Genomic DNA, 8,719 nt, shown 5'->3' with positions numbered 1-8,719 from the left:
AGCTTGGCGCCGCTGCCGTTGTCGGGCAGCCAGGCCGAGGCGAAATAGTGTTGCACCATGGCCACCCAGCCGTTATCGCCGGTGGTGGCGTGGTCGGGTTTGTCGCCGGCCTTGTGCTTCTCGATCGCCTTGAAGTCGACCTTCTGGAACTTGCTCGCGTCGGTATAGACGGCCGGGCCGGTGAAGGTGAAGTACAGGCTCGATTCGCCCTCGGGCGGGTTGCCGTCGCGCACCAGTTGCAGGTACAGGCGCGGGCTGATCGCCGCGCCGGAGTTGTTCACCACCTCGTGGCGAACGCCGATCACGTAGTCGCCACGACGGAAGGTGTAGATCTTGGCGAGCTTGATGCCACCGACCTCGGGCGACTCGAAGCGCACCTGCAGCTCGTTGCTGCCTTCCTTGAGCTCGAGGTCGCCCGGCACCAGTTCCATCACCGTGTGGTGGTTGGGCAGGCCGACGCCGCCGGCCGGCGGGATCAGGCCGGTCTCGGCCTTGTACAGCCGCTTGGCCGACTGGTCGAACAGCACGACATTGCGGGTGCGGTCGTTCTGGTCGACCTGCTTGAGCAGCTCCAGGCGCACCAGCGAGCCACCCTTGCTGTCCAGCGTCGCCTTGACGAGGTCGGTGGTGATGGTCACCTGCTTGGCCACCGGGGCCGAGGCGGCGGCCGAAGGCGCGGCCGGCGCGGCAGCGGCACTGCCCGGCGTGGCCGTCGCGGCCGGCAGGGCCGGCGTCGGCACCGCGCCGGGCGCAGCGGCCGAGGCGCCAGCCGCCACCGGCTTGGCCGGCGCGGGGCCGAACATCGAGGGCTCGCCGTTGTGGCGCTGCCAGGCGTCCCAGATCAGCACCAGGGACATCGAGAACACCACCCACAGCAGGGTGCGACGGAAGTCGGTCATGGGGAGGTCTTGTCGGACAAGGGGGAAACCGGTGCCTCGTCGTCGGCGACGAAGCGGCGGAACAGGGACGGCGCGCGGTGCGGCACCGGATCGAATCCGCCATCGCACCAGGGGTGGCAGCGCAGAACGCGGGCCGCCGTCAGGTAGGTGCCGGCGGCGGCGCCATGGCGCTGCAGCGCCTCGAGCGAATAGGCCGAGCAGGTCGGCTCGAAGCGGCAGCTGCTGCCGAGCCAGGGGCTGAGCAGCAGCCGGTAGCCGCGCACCAGCCCGATCAGCAGGCGCTGCGGCAACTGGGTCCAGCGAAAGGCGCGATCCATGCTGTCGCCCTCAGGCCCGGGCCTGGCGGAACAGCACCGCCAATTCCTGGCGGGCGGCCGCGGCCAGCGCCGTGGAAGCGGCCGAAGGAAAGGCCTGGCGGTCGAACGGCGAACGCAGGCGAACCACCCAAAGCCCGGCTTCCAGCGCCGCTTCGCTCGCTCCCGCCGCGACGCGGATCTGCCGCTTCAGCAGCGAGCGGGTGACGGAGCGGCGTGCGTGGCGCTTGGGCACAACCATGCCCAGCCAGTGATCCGGGCCCTGGTCCGGCGCTATGGCGCGAGAGTCATCCACAAGCGGTTCGGAAAGAGGGGGTTCGCCTGTTGACAACTCGCCCTCTCCGGGTTTTGGCGCTGGCTTGGCGGGCAGCGTCGGCCGACCGCGCAGGTGGTGCAGTGCGAAGTGGGCCGTGCGCGCCCGGGGCGGGCAGCGCAGAACACGTTCGAAGTCGACGGAGCGCACGATGCGGCCGAACACGGCGAAAGGGATGCGCGCGCGGGCCGGGTGGCAGCGGGCGGCGGCGGCCGCCGGCCTCAGACGGCCAGGCGCTTGCGGCCCTTGGCGCGGCGGGCGTTGATCACCGCACGGCCACCGCGAGTCTTCATGCGCACGAGGAAACCGTGCGTACGGGCGCGGCGGACTTTGGAGGCTTGGTAGGTACGCTTCATGATGGGTCCAGCGAATGGGCAGTTTCGGGGTTGTTGCCCACGGCGGCTGCGTTCCGCGGGGCCTGACGAGATGTGCCGCGCACCCTGGGGCGAACCCTGAGCCAGCGTCGGCGAACCCGCGATTACAGCAAGAAAGTGCTTTCCGGTCAACGACTTGGCCTTGATCCCGAGTGGGCCGGGCCGCTGCGGCCACCTAGATCATCTGTGGATAACCACTCGCGCAGGTGCCGCCCAGGGGTAGAATCCGCGCGCTTCCAAGAAGACTTTTCCACAACATGGCCGCCGACCTGTGGCAGCGTGGCTGCGAGAAACTCGCCGCCGAACTGCCGGAGCAGCAGTTCAACACCTGGATCCGCCCGTTGCCCGCCGCCGACGTCATCCATGACGACGGCGGCAGCGCGGTCGTGACCCTGCGCGTGCCGAACCGGTTCAAGCTCGACTGGATCCGCAACCAGTACGCCGGCCGCATCGAGACCGTGCTGAGCGAACTCGCCGGCAAGCCGGTGCGGCTGGACATCACGCTTGCCCCGCGCGAGAACGCCGCCACCTCGACCGCACCGCGCTCGGCAGCCGCGCCGCAGCATGTGGCGCAGGCACTGGCTGGCGGGCCGGGCCCGGCGATCAACGGCTCGGCGGCCGTCAAGCCGCCCACGGCATCGCCGCCGGCCTCGCGCGGGCGCCTGAACCCGCAGCTCACCTTCGACACCCTGGTCCCCGGGCGCGCCAACCAGATGGCGCGGACGGCGGCGCTGCACGTGGCCGGTGCACCGGGTCAGATGTACAACCCGCTGTTCATCTACGGCGGGGTGGGCCTGGGCAAGACGCACCTGATCCACGCGGTCGGCAACGCGCTGCTGGCCGACAAGCCCGACGCCCGCATCCTCTACCTGCACGCGGAGCAGTTCATCACCGACGTCGTGCGCAACTACCAGCGCAAGACCTTCGACGAGCTCAAGGCCAAGTACCACAACCTCGACCTGCTGCTGATCGACGACGTGCAGTTCTTCGCCGGCAAGGAGCGTACCCAGGAGGAGTTCTTCAACGCCTTCGAGGCGCTGCTGGCCAAGAAGGCCCACATCATCATGACCAGCGACACCTACCCGAAAGGGCTGGTGGACATCGACGAGCGCCTGACCTCGCGCTTCGACGCCGGCCTGACGGTGGCGATCGAGCCCCCCGAGCTGGAGATGCGCGTGGCCATCCTGATGCGCAAGGCCGAGCAGGAAGGCTCGCCGATGCCGGAAGACGTGGCCTTCTTCGTCGCCAAGAACGTGCGTGCCAACGTGCGCGAGCTCGAGGGCGCGCTGCGCAAGATCCTGGCCTACTCGCGCTTCAGCCAGAAGGAGATCAACATCGGCCTGGCGCGCGAGGCGCTGAAGGACCTGCTGTCGATCCAGAATCGCCAGATCGGCGTCGAGAACATCCAGAAGACGGTGGCCGACTTCTACAAGATCAAGGTTGCCGACATGTACAGCAAGAAGCGCCCGGCCAGCATCGCGCGGCCTCGCCAGATCGCGATGTACCTGGCCAAGGAAATGACGCAGAAGAGCCTTCCCGAGATCGGCGAGCTGTTCGGCGGGCGCGACCACACCACCGTGCTGCATGCCGTGCGCAAGATCGCCGGCGAGCGGCAGAAGAACAGTGAACTGAACCAGCAGCTGCACGTGCTGGAGCAGACGCTCAAGGGCTGAGGGTGAATGTCAAGGAACAAGCCTGGGGACAGTTCCGGGACAACTTCCGAGCTGTCCACAGGAATGCCGGCCGCGGCGAAGTTGTTCATGTCGGCGAGCCGGATTCGCCGCCACCGACACACAGCGTTTGGCCGGGCGTAAAGGCTTGACGGAAAAGGCGAAAATAGCGTTCTCCACAGAAAACGCGGTCCTCTACTAGAACGACCAGATCAAGAGGTTCACATGATTGTCTTGAAGGCAACGCAGGAAAAAGTTCTGTCGGCCCTGCAGGCCGTGGCGGGGATCGTGGAGCGGCGTCACACGCTGCCCATCCTGGCCAACGTGCTGATCCGCAAGAACGGCAGCCAGGTCGAGCTGACCACCAGCGACCTGGAGATCCAGGTGCGCACCACCGCCGAGCTCGATGGCGACAGCGGCAGCTTCGCCACCACGGTGGGTGCGCGCAAGCTGATCGACATCCTGCGCTCCATGCCGGCCGACCAGACCGTGAGCCTCTCGGCCAGCCAGAACAAGCTGACGCTGCAAGGCGGCAAGAGCCGCTTCACGCTGCAGACGCTGCCGGCCGACGACTTCCCGCTGGTGCAGGAAGCCGCCGACTTCGGCCCGATGTTCAGCGTGCCGCAGAAGACGCTGAAGCTGCTGATCAACCAGGTGCACTTCGCGATGGCGGTGCACGACATCCGCTACTACCTCAACGGCATCCTGTTCGTCGCCGAAGGCAAGAGCCTGACGCTGGTGGCCACGGACGGCCACCGCCTCGCGCTGGCCCAGGCCACGCTCGACGTCGAGATCCCGAAGCAGGAGGTCATCCTGCCGCGCAAGACCGTGCTCGAGCTGCAGCGCCTGCTCAAGGACGAGGACACCGCCATCGAGATGCGCTTCGCCGGCAACCAGGCCAAGTTCGCCTTCAGCGGCATGGAGTTCGTCACCAAGCTGGTCGAGGGGAAGTTCCCCGACTACAACCGCGTGATCCCGAAGAACCACAAGAACGCGGTCACGCTCGGCCGTGCGCCGCTGCTGGCCAGTCTGCAGCGTGCTGCCATCCTGACCAGCGAGAAGTTCAAGGGCGTGCGCGTGAACATCGAGCCGGGCACGCTGCGCATCGCCTCGAGCAACGCCGAGCAGGAAGAGGCCAAGGAAGAGCTCGAGATCGACTACGGCGGCGACACCATCGAGATCGGCTTCAACGTCACCTACCTGATCGACGCGCTCACCAACATGAGCCAGGAGATGGTGAAGATCGAGCTGCAGGACACCAACTCCAGCGCGCTGATCACCGTGCCCGAGCAGGCCGGATTCAAGTACGTCGTGATGCCGATGAGGATCTGAGGCGAGGCGCCTGACCCTGCTTGGCGAGCGGGCTGCGGCCCGCTTGCTCGTTTCTCCAGAGTGCGATTCCGTTTCCGAAAGCTGCCATGAGCGACACCCCGAACACCCCCGAGAACGTGCCCAAGCCCGTCGAGGCCTATGGCGAGGGCAGCATCCAGATCCTCGAAGGCCTGGAGGCGGTGCGCAAGCGCCCGGGCATGTACATCGGCGACACCTCCGACGGCACTGGCCTGCACCACCTGGTGTTCGAGGTGGTCGACAACTCGATCGACGAGGCGCTGGCCGGCTACTGCGATGACATCGTCGTGACCATCCACACCGACAACTCGATCTCCGTCATCGACAACGGCCGCGGCATCCCCACCGGCGTGAAGATGGACGACAAGCACGAGCCCAAGCGCAGTGCCGCCGAGATCGCGCTGACCGAGCTGCACGCCGGCGGCAAGTTCAACCAGAACAGCTACAAGGTCTCGGGCGGCCTGCACGGCGTGGGCGTGAGCTGCGTGAACGCGCTGTCGAAGTGGCTGCGCCTGACGGTGCGCCGCGACGGCAAGATGCACTTCATCGAGTTCCGCAAGGGCGTGCCGCAGGATCGGGTGATCGAGATGCGCGACGGCTTCGAGACCTCGCCGATGAAGATCACCGGTGACACCGAGAAGCGCGGCACCGAGGTGCACTTCCTGCCCGACGAGGAGATCTTCACCAACGTCGACTTCCACTACGAGATCCTCAGCAAGCGGCTGCGCGAGCTCTCGTTCCTGAACAACGGCGTGAAGATCCGCCTCGTCGACGAGCGCAACAACAAGGAAGACAACTTCGCCTTCGCCGGCGGCGTGAAGGGTTTCGTCGACTTCATCAACACCGGCAAGAAGGTGCTGCACGGCAACGTGTTCCATGCCACCGGCGAGAAGAACAGCGACCAGGGCACGACCATCACCACCGAGGTGGCGATGCAGTGGAACGACGGCTACAGCGAGTCGGTGCTGTGCTTCACCAACAACATTCCGCAGCGAGACGGCGGCACGCACCTGACGGGCCTGCGCGCCGCGATGACCCGCGTGATCAACAAGTACATCGAGGACAACGAGCTGGCCAAGAAGGCCAAGGTCGAGGTCAGCGGCGACGACATGCGCGAAGGCCTGTGCTGCGTGCTCTCGGTGAAGGTGCCCGAGCCCAAGTTCAGCAGCCAGACCAAGGACAAGCTGGTCTCCAGCGAAGTGCGTGGGCCGGTGGAAGAGGTCGTCAGCAAGGCGCTGACCGACTACCTGCTCGAGAACCCCAACGACGCCAAGATCATCTGCGGCAAGATCGTCGAAGCCGCGCGGGCGCGGGAGGCGGCTCGCAAGGCCCGCGAGATGACGCGTCGCAAGGGCGTGCTCGACGGCATGGGCCTGCCCGGCAAGCTGGCCGACTGCCAGGAGAAGGATCCGGCGCTGTGTGAGATCTACATCGTCGAGGGCGATTCCGCCGGCGGCTCGGCCAAGCAGGGGCGTGACCGCAAGTTCCAGGCGATCCTGCCGCTGCGCGGCAAGATCCTCAACGTCGAGAAGGCACGCTACGAGAAGCTGCTGTCCAGCGACGCCATCCTCACGCTGATCACGGCACTCGGCACCGGCATCGGCAGCGAGGACTTCAACCCCGACAAGCTGCGCTACCACCGCATCATCATCATGACCGACGCGGACGTGGACGGCGCCCACATCCGCACCCTGCTGCTGACCTTCTTCTACCGGCAGATGCCGGTGCTGGTGGAGCGCGGCCACGTCTACATCGCGCAGCCGCCGCTATACAAGGTCAAGCTCGGCAAGGAGGAGCAGTACCTGAAGGATGGCCACGAGCTCGACGCCTACCTGCTGCGCGTGGCCCTGAAGGACGCCAAGCTCGACACCGGCATTCCCGGCGCGGCGCTGCTGCAGGGTGAGGCGCTGGAGTCATTGGCGCGGCACTATGTGCTGGCCAACAACGTGGTCGAGCGGCTGTCGAACTGGATGGACGTCGAGGCCCTGCGCGCGATGGCCAACGGCCTGGAGCTGAACCTCGACACGCTGGAAGCCGCGGAGGCTTCCGCACTCGCGCTCAAGGGCGCGCTGCATGCCGCCGATGTGGTGGCCGAGTTCGACGCCCGCACCGACAAGCACCACCTGCGCATCAGCCGCATCCAGCACGGGAACGTGAAGAGCAGCGTGATCACCGCCGACTTCCTGCACGGGGCCGACTACGAGGCGCTGTCCACCGCCGGCAAGACCTTCAAGGGCCTGGTGGGCAGCGAGGCGACGGTCAGCCGCGGCGAAGGCGAGAAGCTCAAGGAAGCCAAGGTGGGCGATTTCCGCCAGGCCATGGCCTGGCTGATCGGCCAGGCCGAGAACGCCGTGGGCCGCCAGCGCTACAAGGGCCTGGGCGAGATGAACCCCGAGCAGCTGTGGGAGACCACCATGGACCCGGCCGTGCGCCGGCTGCTGAAGGTGCAGATCGACGATGCCATCGAGGCCGACCGCGTGTTCACCATGCTGATGGGCGACGAGGTGGAACCGCGGCGCGACTTCATCGAGACGAATGCGCTGAGGGCGGCGAACATCGACGTGTGAGCCCGATGCACGCGTAGGGCGACAGAGTACGTGCGCCGCGCGACACAGTACTGCGTTTGGACGTCGTCAGTTGGTGCGACTGGCCTCAGCAGCGGCGCACTGCCCAAGGGGTGCGGTGCCTGCCGAGGGCCGGTCAAGGCACCGAACGGGCTGGATACGCATACAGCTAGTGTTGTAGATTTGAAGCCGGGGCTGACAACGATCAGCCCAAAACGCAGAGAGCCGATGGCCTCCTACAGCCATCAGCTCTCTTTGTGCAACTCGTGCCGGCTAGGGCAGCCCACGTTGCGGGCTTGAGCAACGAGTAAGGTCACTGAATGGAATGACGCCCACTCGCACCGGCCCATGGTTGCCATGAGCCGGGCGCGTAGTGTGGCAGTGCAGCAAAACGATGTCCACTGAGCTGGCCTAGAGACCTTCCCCAACGAGCAAATCTGCACGGGGCAAGGCCGGGGTCAGTGTTTCCACATTGCGTCATAAGGAGGCTGCCGAATGGCATCCACCCTGAGGCCTGGTACGCCTGCGCCCCGATCGGGCCAGTACCGAAACAACAGCACCGGCACTGAAGTGACCGGAACCCGCGGCAATCCTTTACCGCCGACGCCCAAGCCGGGTCAAAACTACACCCTCGTAGATCCGACTCGGCACAAAGGCAAGCGCTAGGCGAGGCCCACCATGGTGTACGTCGTCTATCGCGATCGCGCCGGCCAATGGCGCTGGAACCTCACAGCTGCAAACGGGCGAAAGCTCGCAGACAGCGGTGAGGGCTACTTCAACAAGCAGGACTGCTTGTCAGCCGTGAACCTGGTGAAGGGCAGTAGCTCAGCACCGGTCCGCGAGGTGTAGCTGAGCCTTCGGCTGCACGAGGGGCTGTGCGCAGGCGCAGCCCCTTTTTGTTGGGCCCCAAGCGGCCCCTAAGATTGCGAGCATGAACCGAGAACAACTCAAGAAGCTCGAACGTGATCTGTGGGCGGCGGCCGACAAGCTGCGCGGCTTGAGTGACCTCAAGGCTAGCGAATACAGCACCCCGGTGCTTGGCCTTGTGTTCCTGAAGTTCGCCGACAACAAGTACCGCCAGCACGAAGACGCCATCCTGGCCGAGTACAGCAAGCTCAAGGGCACCCGGCGAGAACGCAGCCTTCAAGACATCGCCATCGAGAAATGCGGCTTCGCGCTCGGCCCCCAGGCGCGCTACGACTACCTGCTGAACCTGCCCGAGAAGGAAGACATCC

General features: G+C 66.1%; 9 protein-coding genes. 5 read left to right on the top strand and 4 right to left on the bottom strand.

The window, feature by feature from the left end; genetic code table 11:
• The 4 genes from yidC to rpmH form a co-directional block, all read right to left on the bottom strand.
• Positions 1 to 899, bottom strand: an 899-nt coding sequence (yidC, locus tag AB7U92_RS16105) for a membrane protein insertase YidC (RefSeq protein ID WP_428578938.1), incomplete at its 3' end; no start/stop codon positions are given.
• Positions 896 to 1,216 carry a membrane protein insertion efficiency factor YidD gene (yidD, locus tag AB7U92_RS16100; RefSeq protein ID WP_428578935.1) on the bottom strand — a complete coding sequence of 107 codons (321 nt, stop codon included), beginning with the start codon at positions 1,214 to 1,216 and terminating at the stop codon, positions 896 to 898. The genes yidD and yidC, both read right to left, overlap by 4 nt.
• Positions 1,217 to 1,226: 10 nt before the next feature.
• Positions 1,227 to 1,691 carry a ribonuclease P protein component gene (locus AB7U92_RS16095; protein WP_428578932.1) on the bottom strand — a complete coding sequence of 155 codons (465 nt, stop codon included), beginning with the start codon at positions 1,689 to 1,691 and terminating at the stop codon, positions 1,227 to 1,229.
• A 56-nt stretch (positions 1,692 to 1,747) separates the two neighbouring features.
• The gene (rpmH, locus tag AB7U92_RS16090) at positions 1,748 to 1,882 is read right to left on the bottom strand and encodes a 50S ribosomal protein L34 (protein ID WP_007834827.1); all 135 of its coding nucleotides are present in this window, start codon (positions 1,880 to 1,882) and stop codon (positions 1,748 to 1,750) included.
• Between the two features lie 275 nt (positions 1,883 to 2,157).
• On the opposite strand from rpmH, the gene dnaA reads away from it, so the two are divergent.
• The 5 genes from dnaA to AB7U92_RS16065 all read left to right on the top strand — a co-directional run.
• On the top strand, positions 2,158 to 3,573 hold the full coding sequence (dnaA, locus tag AB7U92_RS16085; protein WP_428578923.1) for a chromosomal replication initiator protein DnaA: 1,416 nt from the start codon (positions 2,158 to 2,160) through the stop codon (positions 3,571 to 3,573).
• Positions 3,574 to 3,795: 222 nt separating this feature from the next.
• Positions 3,796 to 4,902: a DNA polymerase III subunit beta gene (gene dnaN, locus AB7U92_RS16080; protein WP_428578921.1), complete on the top strand. Its 1,107-nt coding sequence runs from the start codon at positions 3,796 to 3,798 to the stop codon at positions 4,900 to 4,902.
• An 86-nt stretch (positions 4,903 to 4,988) separates the two neighbouring features.
• Complete coding sequence (gene gyrB, locus AB7U92_RS16075; RefSeq protein ID WP_428578918.1) at positions 4,989 to 7,487, top strand: DNA topoisomerase (ATP-hydrolyzing) subunit B; 2,499 nt, start codon at positions 4,989 to 4,991, stop codon at positions 7,485 to 7,487.
• Positions 7,488 to 8,162: 675 nt separating this feature from the next.
• Positions 8,163 to 8,333 (top strand): YegP family protein, encoded by a 171-nt coding sequence (locus tag AB7U92_RS16070; protein ID WP_428578916.1) that lies wholly within the window; start codon positions 8,163 to 8,165, stop codon positions 8,331 to 8,333.
• Positions 8,334 to 8,415: 82 nt separating this feature from the next.
• The coding region (locus AB7U92_RS16065; RefSeq protein ID WP_428578913.1) for a type I restriction-modification system subunit M N-terminal domain-containing protein at positions 8,416 to 8,719 on the top strand (304 nt) is incomplete at its 3' end.

Source organism: Piscinibacter sp. (assembly GCF_050175855.1).
GTDB lineage: Bacteria > Pseudomonadota > Gammaproteobacteria > Burkholderiales > Burkholderiaceae_C > Piscinibacter.
This window is presented reverse-complemented; position numbering and strand designations above follow the sequence as displayed.